Annotated in this window: 17 protein-coding genes; 7 read left to right on the forward strand and 10 right to left on the reverse strand. The window is 41.7% G+C overall.

Going from position 1 to position 14,990, the window contains the following annotated elements:
* Window positions 1-556 precede the first annotated feature (556 nt).
* The 3 genes from ispE to BC659_RS13265 all read right to left on the reverse strand — a co-directional run bounded on the left by ispE (window position 557) and on the right by BC659_RS13265 (window position 2,605).
* Window positions 557-1,381 carry a 4-(cytidine 5'-diphospho)-2-C-methyl-D-erythritol kinase gene (gene ispE / locus BC659_RS13255; protein WP_133475279.1) on the reverse strand — a complete coding sequence of 275 codons (825 nt, stop codon included), beginning with the start codon at window positions 1,379-1,381 and terminating at the stop codon, window positions 557-559.
* 251 nt (window positions 1,382-1,632) lie between these two features.
* The gene (locus BC659_RS13260; RefSeq protein WP_133475280.1) at window positions 1,633-2,229 is read right to left on the reverse strand and encodes a bifunctional nuclease family protein; all 597 of its coding nucleotides are present in this window, start codon (window positions 2,227-2,229) and stop codon (window positions 1,633-1,635) included.
* Between the two features lie 82 nt (window positions 2,230-2,311).
* The gene (locus tag BC659_RS13265; RefSeq protein ID WP_133475281.1) at window positions 2,312-2,605 is read right to left on the reverse strand and encodes a DUF3817 domain-containing protein; all 294 of its coding nucleotides are present in this window, start codon (window positions 2,603-2,605) and stop codon (window positions 2,312-2,314) included.
* A 74-nt stretch (window positions 2,606-2,679) separates the two neighbouring features.
* On the opposite strand from BC659_RS13265, the gene BC659_RS13270 reads away from it, so the two are divergent.
* The 5 genes from BC659_RS13270 (at window position 2,680) to BC659_RS13290 (ending at window position 6,697) form a co-directional block, all read left to right on the forward strand.
* Window positions 2,680-3,006, forward strand: coding sequence for a cupin domain-containing protein (locus BC659_RS13270; RefSeq protein ID WP_133475282.1), 327 nt, complete (start codon window positions 2,680-2,682; stop codon window positions 3,004-3,006).
* Window positions 3,007-3,017: 11 nt separating this feature from the next.
* A complete protein-coding gene (locus BC659_RS13275; RefSeq protein ID WP_133475283.1) occupies window positions 3,018-3,806 on the forward strand; it encodes an SDR family oxidoreductase in 789 nt (262 codons plus the stop codon).
* 176 nt (window positions 3,807-3,982) lie between these two features.
* Window positions 3,983-4,624: a hypothetical protein gene (locus BC659_RS13280; RefSeq protein ID WP_133475284.1), complete on the forward strand. Its 642-nt coding sequence runs from the start codon at window positions 3,983-3,985 to the stop codon at window positions 4,622-4,624.
* Between the two features lie 195 nt (window positions 4,625-4,819).
* Window positions 4,820-5,575: a suppressor of fused domain protein gene (locus BC659_RS13285; RefSeq protein WP_133475285.1), complete on the forward strand. Its 756-nt coding sequence runs from the start codon at window positions 4,820-4,822 to the stop codon at window positions 5,573-5,575.
* Between the two features lie 213 nt (window positions 5,576-5,788).
* A complete protein-coding gene (locus BC659_RS13290; RefSeq protein ID WP_133475286.1) occupies window positions 5,789-6,697 on the forward strand; it encodes a leucine-rich repeat domain-containing protein in 909 nt (302 codons plus the stop codon).
* 70 nt (window positions 6,698-6,767) lie between these two features.
* Here the strand turns inward: BC659_RS13290 and BC659_RS13295 are convergent, their stop codons facing one another.
* From BC659_RS13295 to BC659_RS13305, 4 genes are all read right to left on the reverse strand, one after another.
* Window positions 6,768-8,354, reverse strand: coding sequence for a WG repeat-containing protein (locus tag BC659_RS13295; RefSeq protein ID WP_133475287.1), 1,587 nt, complete (start codon window positions 8,352-8,354; stop codon window positions 6,768-6,770).
* Window positions 8,355-8,404: 50 nt separating this feature from the next.
* Window positions 8,405-8,578, reverse strand: coding sequence for a hypothetical protein (locus BC659_RS16875; RefSeq protein WP_162847434.1), 174 nt, complete (start codon window positions 8,576-8,578; stop codon window positions 8,405-8,407).
* 239 nt (window positions 8,579-8,817) lie between these two features.
* Window positions 8,818-9,780, reverse strand: a complete 963-nt coding sequence (locus BC659_RS13300; protein ID WP_133475288.1) for an electron transfer flavoprotein subunit alpha/FixB family protein — start codon at window positions 9,778-9,780, stop codon at window positions 8,818-8,820.
* Window positions 9,781-9,817: 37 nt separating this feature from the next.
* A complete protein-coding gene (locus BC659_RS13305; protein WP_133475289.1) occupies window positions 9,818-10,558 on the reverse strand; it encodes an electron transfer flavoprotein subunit beta/FixA family protein in 741 nt (246 codons plus the stop codon).
* A 327-nt stretch (window positions 10,559-10,885) separates the two neighbouring features.
* On the opposite strand from BC659_RS13305, the gene BC659_RS13310 reads away from it, so the two are divergent.
* On the forward strand, window positions 10,886-11,197 hold the full coding sequence (locus tag BC659_RS13310; RefSeq protein WP_133475290.1) for a tetratricopeptide repeat protein: 312 nt from the start codon (window positions 10,886-10,888) through the stop codon (window positions 11,195-11,197).
* Between the two features lie 78 nt (window positions 11,198-11,275).
* Here BC659_RS13310 and BC659_RS16880 read toward each other — a convergent pair whose 3' ends face one another.
* Window positions 11,276-11,431: a hypothetical protein gene (locus tag BC659_RS16880; RefSeq protein ID WP_162847435.1), complete on the reverse strand. Its 156-nt coding sequence runs from the start codon at window positions 11,429-11,431 to the stop codon at window positions 11,276-11,278.
* 168 nt (window positions 11,432-11,599) lie between these two features.
* On the opposite strand from BC659_RS16880, the gene hutU reads away from it, so the two are divergent.
* Window positions 11,600-13,270, forward strand: coding sequence for a urocanate hydratase (gene hutU, locus BC659_RS13315; RefSeq protein ID WP_133475291.1), 1,671 nt, complete (start codon window positions 11,600-11,602; stop codon window positions 13,268-13,270).
* A gap of 70 nt (window positions 13,271-13,340) precedes the next feature.
* On the opposite strand, the gene BC659_RS13320 is transcribed toward hutU, so the two are convergent.
* Window positions 13,341-13,907 (reverse strand): hypothetical protein, encoded by a 567-nt coding sequence (locus BC659_RS13320; RefSeq protein WP_133475292.1) that lies wholly within the window; start codon window positions 13,905-13,907, stop codon window positions 13,341-13,343.
* Window positions 13,908-14,167: 260 nt separating this feature from the next.
* Window positions 14,168-14,983 (reverse strand): N-acetylmuramic acid 6-phosphate etherase, encoded by an 816-nt coding sequence (murQ, locus tag BC659_RS13325; RefSeq protein WP_133475293.1) that lies wholly within the window; start codon window positions 14,981-14,983, stop codon window positions 14,168-14,170.
* Window positions 14,984-14,990 lie beyond the last annotated feature (7 nt).

A 14,990-nucleotide genomic window follows, 5' to 3' on the forward strand; every position in this document is an offset into this window, starting at 1 on the left:
ATCCATATTTATCGAATATTGTTCATTTTAAAACGAACGTTTGTTCTTTTTTGTAAAAATCAATGAAATGCAGAATGCCTTTCTTTCTTCCCTTCTCACTGCAAAAAAACTGAGTAGTTAGTAAGCGCTGCCTATTCAAAATGTTTTCGCAGGGAGAAAGGTAGAAGGAGAGAAGGGGAAGATTGAATAACCCACTTCGAAATTGGATATTCAGTAAGGAATTAAGTGTTTTATTTTCAAAGTCTATTCAATAAATGCATTCCCTCCGTTTACTTTTTTGTCTTGACACAAAAAAGTAACAAAAAAAGTCAAGGCTGTCGAAAAAAAGCTAAAATTCATTTCATTACGCTACAATGGATGAAGTCTAAAGCTAGAAAGTTATTTCTTTTTTTTAGCGAAGCTGTGCATCAGCTTTTGTATAAAGCCAGCCATCATCCATTGCTTAACGCTTCATTCCATGAATTTCTTAACGCTTTTTTTCTTAGGCCGGAGCTTACTACTTTTCAATATTGCATTTGGCGCTATTCTACTAAATCCAATATGTATTATTCGTTATTCATTCGCCTTTGTAAACAAAGTAATGTTCGGGGAAGGCGAATGATGGGGCTGTATTTTTGGCGAAGATGCCATATACGGTGCTGCCGGTGCCGGTCATGGATGCGTAGAGGGCGCCTTTTTCGTAGAACTGGTCTCTGATAGATTGAATTTCAGGATAGGCCTGCATAACAGGTGCTTCAAAATCGTTGCTGAGCAGGTTGCGCCAGCTATCTACCGGCTGCTGTATAATATCCTTACAAGCATGTTTAGGTGCTGAAGGTTGTATTTGTGAAAAGGCCCATCCGGTAGGTACATGTATGCCCGGATTCACGAGTACAAAATAATAAGCTGATAAGTCTAATGTAATATTTTCAAGTTGCTCACCCCGCCCGGTTGCATAACTGGCTTTGTTGCGGATAAAAAACGGACAATCACTACCCAGCTGTAATGCATAACTGATGAGTTGCTCTTCCTGTAAACCCAGATTGAATTGCTGGTTAAGCATGGTCAATGTAAAAGCACCATCGGCACTGCCGCCGCCCAATCCGGCACCCATGGGAATATGTTTATGCAGGTGCATCGTAATGGGTGGTAGTTCAGGAAAATCTTTTTTGAGCAGGTGCCAGGCTTTGCTGCAAAGGTTGTTTTGCATATCTCCGGCAATGGGGAGTCCGGTGCAGGTAAACGTTACATCACCCTCACTACCGGTACCACGTATAATTTCCAATGCATCCCTTAAACCTGCAACAGGATAAAACACTGTCTCCAGATCATGGTACCCATCCTCCCTTTTTCGGATAATATTCAGCCCAAGGTTGATTTTAGCGTTAGGGAAGGAAAGCATGGGGGTGAATGGTCAATGGTGAATGGTGAATGGAATTCAAAATGCAAAAGTCAAAATTCAAAAAGCAAAATTCAAAAACAAAAAGTCTCAAAGCCCTATCGGGTAAAAGCCCTGTCAAACATAGATCACAACCCTACGTAAATCATTCATACATCCCAAATCTGCGATCTGCCATCTGACATTCAAATCCGACATCCGCCATCCTACATCAGACATCCAAATCTGCGATCTGCCATCTGCCATCTGAGATCTTACATCTGCGATCTGCGGTTCATCTCGTCCCTGATGGCAATGGCCCTGATATAGTCTTCGTGTTCGAGTACATCATTCAGCAGGTTCTGGAGTTCTTCGAGACTCATGCTGCTGAGGTCTTCACGGCCGGCTGTATTGTCTTCGGCACCAACGGCTTCGGCTTTTTGTTTTTTGCCGGTGCCTCCGTCTTCCATGAGTATACCTGCATTTTCCAGGATATGCTCATAGGTGTAAATGGGACAGCCAAAACGAACGGCCAGTGCCAGGGCATCGCTGGTGCGGCTGTCGATTTCTACCGTATCGTGTTCGGTGAAGCAAACCAGTTTTGAGTAGAAGATACCTTCCTGCAGATCGCTGATGATGATTTCCTGCAGTTCAACATTAAAGGCATTCATGAAATTTTTCATGAGGTCGTGGGTAAGCGGGCGGCTGGGCTGCATATGCTCCAATGCCACTGCAATAGCCTGTGCCTCAAAGCCACCAATTACAATGGGAAGTCTTCTTAAACCATTGGTTTCGCCCAACACCACCGCATAAGAATGGGTTTGTGTAATACTGTGCGAAAGGGCCACTATTTCCAGTTCTATCTTTTTCATAGACCACACGAAAATAAATCAATTTAGTGTAACTAGGTCAGGTTGCTCTTTTACCCTTCCGGCAACCCGTTCAGCAAAGGGGTTAAAAAGGCTTTTCTGATCTGATTTTTTTGTCGAACAGAAAAGTACCGAAGGGAAAGAAAGCAGCCAGAAAGGCCCATACCAGCATGCTGAATGGCCAGCCCTTTTCTTCTCTTACCATATAAGCCAGCCAGCAGTAGGCAATAAAAAGAATGCCATGAATCCAGCCGGTAAATTTTACGGCCTCGGGAAGATTGGCAAAATATTTTAAGGGCATGGCAATGCCTAACAATACGAGCAGGGAAATACCTTCTGCAATACCGATTTTCCGGAAAAGGGGTAGTGATGATGACATAGTGCAAAGAAACAACAAAGATGGCTTGTAAAGAACGGTTTCAGATGCTGTAACTTGCAGGTAAAATAATTTGTATGCCACTGGTTGAACTCAACTCCATTACCCCCAAAGAAATTGTACCCGGTTATAGTGCCCGTTTTATTCATACGGAAAACATGACTTTCTCTTACCTCGATGTAAAAGCAGGCTCTGCCCTTAAAGAACATTCTCATCCGCATGAGCAGGTGGCCCATGTACTGGAAGGCAGGTTTCAGCTTACGCTGGCCGGAGAGCCCATTGAGTTTGGTACGGGTGAAGTAATGGTGATACCCTCGAATGTACCCCATTCGGGTCTGGCCATTACAGATTGTAAACTGCTGGATGTATTTCATCCGGTACGTGAAGATTACCGGGCCTTATAAAAAACAAAAACATGAATCTTGATCTTACCGGAAAAACAGCATTGGTATGTGGCGCTTCACAAGGGCTGGGCGCGGCCGTAGCGCATGAACTGGCACTGATGGGTGCGAATGTATACCTGCTGGCACGTAATGAAGCAAACCTGAAAGCCGTATTGCATTCATTGGATACGGCTTTACAACAGCAGCATGGCTATTTTGTGGCCGATACCAGTGAACCTTCGGCTGTGGCATCGCTGATCAGCGATTTTCTCTCTAAGGGACATACGATTGATATACTGGTAAACAATAGTGGCGGACCTGCATCGGGTCCCTTGTTGCAAACAAATGTGGAAGATCTGGAAAAAGGTTTCCGTTCTCACTTGCTTACCGCGCATACACTGGCGCAGTTGGTAGTGCCCGGAATGCAGGCCAAAGGTTTTGGCAGGATCATCAATATTGTTTCTACCTCGGTTAAACAACCCATTAATGGGTTGGGTATTTCCAATACCGTAAGGGCAGCGGTTGCCAACTGGGCCAAAACCCTGGCCAATGAGATAGGGAAGTATGGCATCACGGTAAACAATGTGTTGCCCGGTTATACCAAAACCGATCGTCTGGATTATTTATTTGGTAAACAGGCTGCAGATGCGGGTACTTCTGTGGATGCCATTGTAGATAAAACGGTGGCCATGATTCCTGCCGGCAGGCTGGGAGAGCCGGAAGAGTTTGCAGCAGCTGTGGCTTTTCTCTGCTCGCCTGCAGCGGCTTATATCAATGGGATTAATTTGCCGGTGGATGGGGGAAGGACGGGGAGTTTGTGAGATGGTTTTTCAACTTATACATAGATAGTGATGGATTGGTGAAATAGTAAAAATGCTGTTTCGCCAATTTTTTTATGCCTTTGATAATCATGACTATATAAAATTGCTGCAATGGGTTTTAAGTGGGAAGTTTCGTAAATTTACTAGTTGGGCGATATGTTTAACCACGATATAAAATGAGTAAAATCGAATTTATCCCATTAATAGAACTTCCAACTATAAAAGACAAGGATAACGGAAGCGGACCATCTGGAACTTCAAAGACCAATACATTTGAATCGGATTTATATCAGCAAAAATTACTTTCGAAAAGCTACAAAAGAATACCAGCCCCTATTTCAAAAGGGGTTTATCAATACTGCCTTTTTGATATCGAACTGGATGACTTAGAAGCTGTAATTAAACTTCACATATCGGATACCGAAATTAATCAATCCTGTTCTTTATTTGGTGGATATGCGATTTCCGTTGATGACAATATCGAACTTTATCCGCAATGTTGTGGGCTTTTGGAAGAAATTCAGTACTGGAAAACTATTTTAAAAAGTGACTTTGAAGATTTCTATTTGTTACAATGCCATCCATCACCTCTAATTTCAAAAAGGGGTACCGAAATAATAATTCAATGTAAAGACGAATCAGAAGCTTTTTGGCCTTTGACAATAAAGGAAATAATAAAACTAGACTACTTAAAAACGAGGGCGGCGTTGGTTACTCTTATTAAAAAACTTGAAAGATTCTCAAATAAACTGAATTCCTTGTCTGAAAAATTTGGAGTTACAAATATATCCGACATTTTAATTTGGGGTAAGCTCTAAAACACATCGTCTAACATCAGTTTAGCAAAAGTTAGGCTGACGAATTTCGTCCATTAACCGTAGGAATTCTGACTCAGCTTCAGTAATTTGCCTTTAGCTAATCGATTTTTAATGGCTAAGCAAGCAGCAGAATATATTTCCCAACCTTCGCCAAGCCCTGAACGTTAGCTGCAACTCATATAGACCATCATCATTATGACAGAGCAAGAATATTCAGAATCAGGAAACCCAATTTATCGATACGACGATAAAAAAGACAGAGAATTGCAACCAGCAATTGGTGATGGAGAAAATATAGAGGCAATTTCTAACCACATAGAAAATTGTGTTGGGAAAGTTGAAACAGTTTTTCACGAAATAGTTTCTGACATTGTTCACATCGAAGTTCATTGGGTTAAGCCAACTGACAAGTTTCCGTTTCATACCTTAGTAACTTCAGGGATGAGTGATTTACCAATGACGATTCCTGATGGATACGACATAAACCAATACATAGAATTGTGTATTTTACTTCCTGAAAATTGGACAATAGATGGCACTGACTTTCAAACTATGGAAGAAGCTTTTCAAGATGAAAATAATTATTGGCCAGTTCGTTGGCTAAAAGCAATTGCAAGGTTTCCTCACGAATATGAAACATTTCTAGGTTATGGACATACAATACCAAATGGGGAATTAGCAGCCCCGTTTTCTGAAAACACTAAATTGGGTTGTATGCTACTTTTGCCAAGTTTAAGTTTAGGTAATAATTTTTTTGAATTGAAAGTAAATGAAGAAAAGACAATTAATTTCTATTGTCTTTATCCGCTCTATAAAGAAGAGATGGATTTTAAATTAAAAAAGGGTACTGACGAGCTGATAAACAAATTTGAAAAGTATAATATCAGAGATGTAGTAGATATCAATCGAAAAAATACATGTTTAAAAAAAGGATTTTTAGGAATGTGGTAAATAGGCTTCAGTCACCATAAAGATTTGCCACTAGGCTAGCGGACGGAATAACAATAATCAATTGTTCTACTATCAGCTAATATCGGGCTTGGCTGAATGCTATTTGCCTTTTAGTTGTTAACTTCAGTTTCAGTTGCCGGACGGACACAGCAATAATTCCATCACTCCGGCAAAATTCGAACTTTATTAGGAAGGCTAATTGATATTCTATTTATGAAACAAATTTCGATATTCATTACCCTCCTTCTTCTTTCAGTCAGACTTTTAGGACAGGATAATTACTTTAGACAGACCTATGTATTTAACGGTTCAATTAGAACAGACAAAGGGCAAGAATTGAAAATCAACATGAATTTTTTGATTCTTCTTGACTCTACCATTGTAGGCTCTTATTATTACACGCCCAAAAATGGTTCTTTGAAATTAGTTGGGCACCTGAATTCGGACAATTCATTTATCCTTGCGGAAAGAAATGAAAGCGACAGCATTACTGGTTTTTTCAATGGAATACTAGCCAGTGACAAAAAATCAGCTTCCGGAGAATGGACTACTCCTTCGAGAGACAAAAGCTTCGACTTTTCGGTAAATATAATTGAAGAGAAATCATATTGGGACTATATAAAGAAAAATAGAAGCCTATATGAATATTCTGACTTTGATTTAGTAATGAAGGAAAGTGATAAGGTTTTAAGCATAGATGTTGGAGACAAAGGGATAGATAAGCTTCCTGTTGGGCTTGGCAAATTAAAAAGAATAGTTTCCTTTAATTTACTAGGCAATGATTTTACTTCTTTTCCATTAGTTCTTGCCCGCTTAACTAGTTTAGAAGAGATATCTCTAAGTACCAATAAATTAACCGAAATTTCTACACAAATTAGGCGACTAAAAAATCTTCGGATTTTAATTATGAATAACAATAAACTAGTTGAGTTGCCAAGGGAAATTGGGGAGTTGACAAATTTATTATATCTGGATATTGGAAACAATAAGCTTAAAAGTTTGCCTAAAGAAATTCAATACTTGACAAATCTCCAAGAATTGCATATTGAGCGCAATGCACTTAATGAAAAAGAAAAACAACGTATAAAAAAACTACTTCCTAATTGCGTAATTCACTTTTGACAAATCCAGTGTTGCTGTGGACTCCCACTTGAACTTGCCCATTCAATGTTATCCCTAATGCACATTCCCCTTACTGCAGTTTCTTCCCCGTTTTATCAATATAAAACACATCATTCCCTTTTTTAACCTGCGCTTTGCCATTGATAAAATCATCTGCATCATCGAACTGGGGGGCAATTACTTCCTTGCCGTCTACATCCACAAACCCGATTTTGTTGTTCAGTAAAACGGCACACATGCCTTCTGAATAACCAAAAATATTATCGTATTTAACAGGGATCAGGATTTTACCATCATTGGCAATGAGTCCGATTTTCTGGTTGAGTGCGGCAATTACGCATTCTGATTGTTTGGCATTGACCAGGGTATCATATTTTACCTCGGTAATTTCACGGCCCTTATCGTTTACCATGCCCCATTTATTGTCGATTCTCACAAAACTCCGTCCCTCAACCGGAGAATAGATCTGTGTATATTTTGCAGGCGTGATTTCAGTAAAAGTCTCTGAGAAAAAACCGTGCTTGCCATTCTGTTTAAACCATAACAATGGTTTTGATTCGTCCATCCTTGAGATGTATTCATATTTCATCGGGATTTTCACTTCATTGTTTTTATTGATGGCACCAAAAAAATTACCCGTTCTTACATAAGCGATTCCACCCACAAAGGAAGAACCATATTCATAGGAGGGAGCAATCACGTCTTTCCCGTTCTGATCGATCCAGCCATATAGGTTATTCACTTTCACATTGTACAATCCATCCGATAAAGGTTCAACACGATCGTATTTTAAGGGGGCAACCACTTTGCCGGTTTTGTCGATTCTACCCACTTGGGTACCCTGCCTCACCATACAGGTGCCGTCTTTATCAAAACCGAATACACGGTCGTATACCAATGGAATCACTTCTTTACCCGTTTTATCAATGAATCCCCATTTACCGTTCCAGGTAACCCTGCAAAGGCCACCTACAAATTTATATCCTTCAGATGCAATGCTATACCTGGCGGGCACTACTTCCTTACCTTCCGTATTCAGCACACCCATCATACCATTTTTTTGCATGGTGGCCAGGCCTTCGTTGAAGGAGTTGATTTCGTCGTATATGGGAGCTGTTAGTTCCCTTCCGTTTATAGAGAGTAGTCCGTATTTCTTTTTGGAATCTTTGTATTCATAATACATACGCAATACAGCGTCTACCTGATCGTTATAGGTCTTTTTAATTTCTTCATATTTTATGGGTGTAATTTCTTTTCCCTGTGTATTGATAAGTCCCCATTTATTATTCATCCTTACTTCTGCTACGCCATTGCTGAAGTCTCTGGTCATCTCATATGTAAAGGTCGTAAGCTCTTTTCCGTTTACATCAATAAAACCATATTTGTGTAACCAATAGTAGCCTGTTTTAGCAGGTGCAAATGCCAGGTTGGAATTGTCAACGGTTTTTAATTCAGAAATATATGCGGTAATAAATCCATCATGATATTCATTGCCCAGCCAGTCATATTTCGCAGGAGCCACAATATTACCATTTGCATTCACGATACCATATTTTTCTTTACCATCAACTGTCTTCGTAAAAACACGGTAGCCATCCTGGGCGTAGGAGCAGAATGCCATCCAGCAGCAAACAAAGAAGGTGAATATTTTTTTCATGGGTTATATATTTAGTACGGATGATAAAATGTTTGGAACCTGCAAACAGGTTATTCTTCTTCCTGTTCAATTTTATCGGCAGCCAATGGCTCTGTGCCGTTCATGAAGCTGATAGTGGGTATTTTTCCGGTAAGGTAGAGGTATAATGCTTTTGCGTTGAGGTAATCGTGACTGAAGAGCGTGGCTATAGCAGCAGGCTCTCTGGATATCGGTGTTGTTTCCATAAATAACAATGCCTTTCTGTTGAATAAGTATCCGGATCATTAATGCGGACGTTAAACAATCAATATTAGTATTATTCTTTTTCTTTTCTTTTTTCGAATGAAAGAAAATGAGGTTGACCATTCATTTTACTTAATTCTCGGTATGGTTATTACCTGTTGATGGCATTGCAGAAGTGACAATGGCAATAAAAAAAGGACCAGTTGTTAGCTGGCCCTTTTCGAATCATATATGACAGAATTTATTTCGCTTTCATCTTCTTTATTTCTTCCGTCAACTTCGGTACCACTTCAAACGCATCACCCACAATACCATAATCCGCAGCTTTGAAGAAAGGTGCTTCAGGATCTTTGTTGATCACCACAATGATCTTACTGCGGTTCACACCGGCGAGGTGCTGAATGGCACCCGATATACCGATCGCGATATATAAATTCGGCGCTACCTGTACACCTGTTTGTCCTACGTGTTCATGATGTGGTCTCCAGTGCGCATCACCCACGGGGCGGCTACAGGCGGTGGCAGCACCCAGTTCCTTCGCAAGATCGAGCAGGATACCCCAGTTTTCCGGTCCTTTTAAACCACGGCCTCCACTTACTACAATTTCCGCTTCGGTTAAGGGTATTTCTCCACTTACTTTATTTACGGCTGTTACTTTTACTTTAGGAGCATCTACTGCAATAGAAAGCTGGCTAACTTCCGCAGTGCCTTCTCCGGCGATGGTTGTATAACTGTTAGGGTTCAGGGAAATTACTTTTACAGGAGAGCTGATGCTTACATTGGCAAAAGCCTTACCTGAGAAAACGGTTTTCTTCACCACAAAACCATTGCTGGTATCGGGCAGGGCGCAGGCACCGGCAACGAGTCCGGCTTTCAAACGCACAGCCACACGACCCGCGATGGCCTTACCTGTCTGGGTATGAGAAATCACCACTACAGTAGCACCACTTGCGGTAGCGGCTTCTGCAATCACTTTGGCATATACCTGTGCATCGAGGTGGTTCAGGCTTTCATTGTTTACCTGGTGTACTTTTTTCACGCCGTATTTACCCAGTGCTGCAAGGTCGTCGCTTACGGTGCCCAGTACCAGTGCTTCGGCAGTAGTACCTGTTTGTTCGGCAATTTTAGCACCATAGGTAAGCGCTTCAAAAGAGGCTTTTTTGATATGGCCCTCAGAATGATCTACAAATATTAAAACAGACATTTCTTTTCTTTTTTAAGATGGTTGAATGCAATGCTTATCAGATTGCTTTGGCTTCTTCGTGTAACAATCTTACCAGTTCACCTACGTTATCAGGACTTACCAGTTTCACACCTGCTTTGGCCGGTGGTAATTCAAAACTTACAATAGAGGTAAGGGTATCTGTGGCAGCAGGCTCCACTACTTTCAATGGTTTGGTACGTGCGGCCATAATACCACGCATATTGGGTATGCGCTGTTCGGCAACACCTTTCTGGCAGCTTACTACAGCTGGTAATGCCAGTTCTGCTACTTCTTCACCACCTTCAATTTCACGGGTAACAGTGGCAGTAGTGCCATTCAGTTCGAATTTAGTAGCCAGTGAAATATAGGGTACATCTAATAATTCGGCAACCATGGCACCAATCGAGGAACCATTGTAATCAATGGTTTCTTTACCGGTAAACACAAGATCATAACCATCTTTCGCAATAGCGGCAATCTGCGAAGCAATAAAATAACTGTCGCTGCCATCTGCATTTACACGAATGGCTTCATCACCACCTAATGCCAATGCCTTACGGATAATCGGCTCTGCATCTGCACCACCCACCGTTACCAGGTGAACAGTAGTAGCAGGATCTTTTTCTTTTAACTCAATGGCCCTTACCAATGAATACCATTCATCATAAGGATTGATGATCCACTGAACACCATTTTCATCGAATTTGCTGTTACCATCGGTGAAAGCAATTTTGGATGTAGTGTCGGGCGTCTTACTTACACAAACCAGAATTTTCATATGTAATAGTAGGTTTTGATGCGACAATTAGTTGTCTATGCAACTATTTAACAAATATAGGAAGCTTTTGTTTCCGGCAAAGGTTCGGATAAATTTTTTAACAGTGGAAATTTTTAGCGAGCATATAGCAGAGGGTGAATGGTCAATGGTGAATTGTGAATGGCGCGTATGGGTTATGGCTAATGGCGGATAGCTGATAGCGGATAGGTTATGGCTAATAGTGAGGACTGTAAACCGGGCTCTTTCCATAGGCTATAACCTATAAGCCATATGCTATTCACCATTGACCATTCACGATTCACAACACCAAGGCGTTATCTTTGTGCCATGGAGCGAATCACCCGTATACTGGCATTCCTGGAACAGAACCCGAAGGATAATTTTCTGCGGCATGCACTGGCATTGGAATATATAAAAACAGGGAAACTGGAAGAAGCGAGAAGCCTGTTTGAAGCGGTACTTACCGATTCGCCCGACTATGTAGGTTCTTATTACCACCTGGCCAAATTACTGGAGCAATTACAGCAAACAGATCTGGCTATTCAATGGTATGAAAAAGGCATGGAAGCTGCCAAGGCAGCAGGAGATAACCATGCGCTAAATGAACTGAGAGCAGCGTATGAGGACCTGATTTATTGATGGCTGATGTCTGATCGCTGATGTAGGATATATATTTTTACAAATCAGACATCAGCGATCAGACATCAGACATGTTCCTCAACTGCCTCTCGATCCCCCGGTTTTAATGGGTTTTTTGGCAACACCTACGGCTTTGGTGCCGGGTTTGCTGATGAATTTAGAAGCCTGTGCAGCATTTTTTGAACCCGCAGCACCCGCTTTTCCGGCTTTCTTGTTATTTACAGGTAATCCCATATAATTCGTTTTACTCAAATATAAGCAAAGAGAGGGATCTTTGATTTTTTGATCTTTGATTTTCTGATTTATTAAAGCTTGATTATTGTAAAGAACCAGGATCAGGAATTCAAAGAATCAAAAAATCAAACATTATTTCTGTACTTTCCCGCCCTAAAATTGTTTGCTATGTCTGCCACAAAGACCTACGATTTTGCGAAATATAAAACACCTGTTGGTACAGTATTAAACTGTAAGGGATGGATACAGGAAGCTGCTTTGCGTATGTTGCTGAACAACCTGGATCCAGCGGTGGCAGAAAGACCGGAAGACCTGATTGTATATGGAGGAAGGGGAAAAGCTGCCCGCAACATCGAAAGTCTGGATCTGATTATTCAATCACTCAAAAAGCTGGAGAATGATGAAACCCTGCTCATACAGAGCGGAAAGCCTGTTGGTATACTGAAAACGCATACAGATGCGCCCCGGGTTTTGTTATCTAATTCCCAACTGGTTCCCAACTGGGCCAACTGGAAACATTTTACCGAACTGGAACAAAAGGGACTGATGATGTATGGACAGATGACAGCCGGCTCCTGGATTTATATTGGTTCGCAGGGTATTGTTCAGGGTACTTACGAAACATTTGCAGCCGTTGCCGATAAACATTTCAACGGCTCTTTAAAAGGCACATTGAGTGTTACGGCCGGACTAGGTGGTATGGGTGGCGCACAACCATTGGCCATTACCATGTGCGACGGTGTGGCACTTTGTGCAGAAGTAGAAGAGTGGCGCATCGATAAAAGACTGGAAACAAAATACCTGGATCTGAAATTCACGGATATTGATGAAGCTATCGACAGGGCCGTTGCGGCCAAACAAAATGGAGAAAGACTCAGTATCGGCGTTTTGTCGAATGCCGTACAGCTGCTGGAAAGATTGATAGAGAGAAATATTCAGGTGGATGTATTGACCGATCAGACCTCGGCACACGACCCTTTAATTGGTTATATACCACATACACTGGATAACCATGCAGCCAATGCGCTCAGGCAAAAAGATCCGGATGCCTATATCGGATTGGCTTATGACAGTATGAAACGGCATGTAGAACTGATGCTGGCCTTGCAGCAGTCCGGTGCCATTACGTTTGATTATGGCAATAATCTTCGTGCAAGGGCGCAGGAACATGGACTGAAAAATGCCTTTGATTTCCCCGGCTTTGTTCCGGCATATATACGACCACTTTTCTGTGAGGGGAAAGGGCCTTTCAGATGGGCAGCATTGAGTGGTGATCCTGCTGATATTGCCGTAACAGATGAGCTCATTATGCAACTCTTCCCGGAAAACAAATCGATGTTACGCTGGATGAAAATGGCGAAGGAAAGAATTGCCTTTCAGGGTTTGCCGGCACGTATCTGCTGGCTCGGACAGGGTGAACGTGAAAAAGCCGGACTGGCATTTAATGAACTGGTGAGAACCGGAAAAGTAAAAGCACCCATCGTTATTGGTCGTGACCATTTAGATACCGGCTCGGTGGCCTCGCCCAACAGAGAAACAGAAGCCATGCTCGATGGGAGTGATGCTGTTGCCGACTGGCCCATTCTCAATGCACTGGTTAACACTGCCGGTGGTGCCAGTTGGGTTAGCTTACACCATGGTGGCGGTGTAGGTATGGGGTACAGTATTCATGCCGGTATGGTAATTGTTGCCGATGGAACGGAAGCGGCTGCACAAAGACTGTCACGCGTATTACGCAATGATCCGGGTATGGGTGTTATCAGACATGCAGATGCAGGATATGAACTGGCCAAAGAAACCTTACATAAGCACAACCTGAACTTGGATGGGCAGGATTAAGAAGATATACAGGATCGTATGATTGACGTTGTAGGAGGAGCAGGGAGAACATCATAATGATCTCTTTCTGTCACATGCCTATCCTGTTTTGTATGATATCATCTATCTTTTTAAAAAGATGATAGGGTTTGTAGGTTCGCCATTCAGGCAGCTCCATCAGTTCAATATAGTAATGGAGTTTTTTCTTCCTGAAATCATATTGAGCGGCATCACTCATATTCAGTGCTACTGCCCAGCCATTTTCTTCGCTTAGTTCTTCATACCATTCCTGATAATATTCTTTATCACTGCTGTGAAAATTCATTACATTTTCTGCGATGAGAATGTATTTGGTAATGCCTTGTTTATAAAACATATCCATCACTTCACGCTTGAGTTCCATTATATCGTTTTCAATGGCATCGTTCCATTCACCGATCATTTCAATTACGGCAAAGTTCAGTTCGTAGTCAACATAAATGACCTTGAGGTAAAGTGTACGGCTGCCGAAATCGTCCCATTGCGGGTGAATGTAATAATTGTAAACTGTTTGCGAAAATTCAAACTCACTGTAGGTACGGCCATAAAAAGGAGAGCGCGGGTCTTCTTCAGAAATATATATGTGCCGCCAATTATAAAAAGGTTCTATATCGTGCATAGAAAATATGAAATAAGAAATATGGAATAAGAAATAAGGAATAAAAAAGGTAAGGAGAAAGGAAAAAGTTCAATAAGTCTGGCGAATCAAACTTTCTTATTTCATATTCCACATTTCATATTCCTCTGTTCTCCAGCCCGCCGTGGGAAGTAAGAAATTTGAAATAAGGAATAAGAAAGGCAAGGAGAAAGAAAAAATCAATAATACCTCCAGATCAAACTTTCTTATTTCCTATTCCTTATTCCATATTCCTCTGTTCTCTATCCCGCTGCTTCCACGGCTTTTTTTACGCTGCCATGTTTGAGTAACAGGTCTTTAGCTACTTCGTATTCTGTGATCTTGAGTTTATCCATTACCATTTTCACGCCTCTGTCAACGAGTTTTACATTGCTCAGTTGCATGTTCACCATTTTATTGTCTTCTACACGACCTAACTGAATCATAACAGAAGTAGAGATCATGTTTAGTACCAGTTTCTGTGCGGTACCGCTTTTCATACGGGTACTGCCCGTAACAAATTCGGGGCCTACTACCACTTCAACAGGAAAATCGGCTTCTCTTGAAACGGGGCTATGGGGGTTGCAACTGATGCTTCCGGTGATGATGCCCTGTTTGCGACATTCTTTTAAGGCACTGATGACATAGGGTGTGGTACCACTGGCTGCAAGACCTACCACAACATCTTTATCGCTTACAAAATGTCTTTGTAAATCGGCCCAGCCCTGTTCGGTACTGTCTTCTGCAAATTCAACGGCCTGGGTAATGGCTTTATCGCCACCGGCAATCAAACCGATCACCAATCCATAGGGTACACCAAAACTTGGCGGACATTCACTGGCATCTACAATACCCAGACGACCACTGGTACCTGCGCCAATATAAAAAAGACGGCCACCTGCGAGCATTTTATCGGCGATGGCAGCTACCAGTTTTTCAATCTGAGGAATAGCTTTCTCCACAGCAGCCGGTACCATTTTATCTTCGTTGTTAATATTCAGCAGCAGATCCTGGATCGACATTTTTTCCAGGTGCCTGTAAGTGGAAGGTTGTTCCGTTACTTTAATAAACTCAGCCATAATGCTT

The organism is Sediminibacterium goheungense (assembly GCF_004361915.1).
GTDB lineage: Bacteria > Bacteroidota > Bacteroidia > Chitinophagales > Chitinophagaceae > Sediminibacterium > Sediminibacterium goheungense.

What these genes read in the sequence shown, in the direction of transcription:
- ispE (WP_133475279.1), bottom strand. Translation starts at nt 1,381, where the DNA reads ATGCTTTCCTTCCCTAACGCTAAAATCAACCTTGGGCTGAATATTATC.
- BC659_RS13260 (WP_133475280.1), bottom strand. Translation starts at nt 2,229, where the DNA reads ATGAAAAAGATAGAACTGGAAATAGTGGCCCTTTCGCACAGTATTACA.
- BC659_RS13265 (WP_133475281.1), bottom strand. Translation starts at nt 2,605, where the DNA reads ATGTCATCATCACTACCCCTTTTCCGGAAAATCGGTATTGCAGAAGGT.
- BC659_RS13270 (WP_133475282.1), top strand. Translation starts at nt 2,680, where the DNA reads ATGCCACTGGTTGAACTCAACTCCATTACCCCCAAAGAAATTGTACCC.
- BC659_RS13275 (WP_133475283.1), top strand. Translation starts at nt 3,018, where the DNA reads ATGAATCTTGATCTTACCGGAAAAACAGCATTGGTATGTGGCGCTTCA.
- BC659_RS13280 (WP_133475284.1), top strand. Translation starts at nt 3,983, where the DNA reads ATGAGTAAAATCGAATTTATCCCATTAATAGAACTTCCAACTATAAAA.
- BC659_RS13285 (WP_133475285.1), top strand. Translation starts at nt 4,820, where the DNA reads ATGACAGAGCAAGAATATTCAGAATCAGGAAACCCAATTTATCGATAC.
- BC659_RS13290 (WP_133475286.1), top strand. Translation starts at nt 5,789, where the DNA reads ATGAAACAAATTTCGATATTCATTACCCTCCTTCTTCTTTCAGTCAGA.
- BC659_RS13295 (WP_133475287.1), bottom strand. Translation starts at nt 8,354, where the DNA reads ATGAAAAAAATATTCACCTTCTTTGTTTGCTGCTGGATGGCATTCTGC.
- BC659_RS16875 (WP_162847434.1), bottom strand. Translation starts at nt 8,578, where the DNA reads ATGGAAACAACACCGATATCCAGAGAGCCTGCTGCTATAGCCACGCTC.
- BC659_RS13300 (WP_133475288.1), bottom strand. Translation starts at nt 9,780, where the DNA reads ATGTCTGTTTTAATATTTGTAGATCATTCTGAGGGCCATATCAAAAAA.
- BC659_RS13305 (WP_133475289.1), bottom strand. Translation starts at nt 10,558, where the DNA reads ATGAAAATTCTGGTTTGTGTAAGTAAGACGCCCGACACTACATCCAAA.
- BC659_RS13310 (WP_133475290.1), top strand. Translation starts at nt 10,886, where the DNA reads ATGGAGCGAATCACCCGTATACTGGCATTCCTGGAACAGAACCCGAAG.
- BC659_RS16880 (WP_162847435.1), bottom strand. Translation starts at nt 11,431, where the DNA reads ATGGGATTACCTGTAAATAACAAGAAAGCCGGAAAAGCGGGTGCTGCG.
- hutU (WP_133475291.1), top strand. Translation starts at nt 11,600, where the DNA reads ATGTCTGCCACAAAGACCTACGATTTTGCGAAATATAAAACACCTGTT.
- BC659_RS13320 (WP_133475292.1), bottom strand. Translation starts at nt 13,907, where the DNA reads ATGCACGATATAGAACCTTTTTATAATTGGCGGCACATATATATTTCT.
- murQ (WP_133475293.1), bottom strand. Translation starts at nt 14,983, where the DNA reads ATGGCTGAGTTTATTAAAGTAACGGAACAACCTTCCACTTACAGGCAC.